Consider the following 761-nt stretch of genomic DNA (forward strand, 5'->3'; position numbering starts at 1 on the left):
GCCCTCGACGACGCCCTCACCGCCCTGCCCGGCCCCCGCGGCTCCGTCCTGGTCGCCGCCACCGCTGGCACCACCGACGCCGGACTCATCGACCCGCTCCCCGAGATCGCCGGCCTGTGCGCCGCGCACGGCGCCCGCCTCCACATCGACGCCGCCTACGGCGGAGGCCTCACCTTCAGCGACCGCCACCGCGACAAACTCGCCGGCCTCGACCGCGCCCACACCGTCACCCTCGACCTGCACAAACTCGGCTGGCAGCCCGTCGCCGCCGGCCTCCTCGCCGTACGACACCCCCGCGACCTCGCCGCCCTCACCCAGCGCGCCGACTACCTCAACGCCGACGACGACACCGAAGCCGGCCTGCCCGACCTCCTCGGCCGCTCGATGCGCACCACCCGCAGACCCGACGTCCTCAAACTCGCCGTCACCCTGAAAACCCTCGGCCGCACCGGACTCGGCACCCTCGTCGACCAAGTCTGCGCCCGCGCACGGGAGTTCGCCGCCCTCGTCCGCGACCACCCCGGCTTCGAGCTCTACGCCCCACCCGTCATCAGCACCGTCCTGTTCCGGCCCGCCGACGCCACCGACGACGCCGTGGCCGCCGTACGCCGTCAACTCCTCACCGACGGACGGGCCGTCCTCGGCCGGGCCGCGCTCGACGGGCGGCTCTGGCTCAAGGCCACCCTCCTCAACCCCCACACCCGGCCCGACGACCTGGCCGCCCTCCTGAAACTGGTGGAAGGAAACACCCCCCGATGAGC

1 protein-coding gene is annotated in these 761 nt (G+C 74.0%); it reads left to right on the plus strand.

All coding sequences use genetic code 11. The features are described 5' to 3' along the window. Positions 1 to 759 (plus strand): pyridoxal phosphate-dependent decarboxylase family protein (locus tag AC31A1_RS52150; protein WP_489660034.1); only part of this gene is annotated, 759 nt, incomplete at its 5' end. Between the last annotated feature and the right edge of the window lie 2 nt (positions 760 to 761).

The sequence above is a fragment of the Streptomyces sp. P5F9 genome, assembly GCF_057961495.1.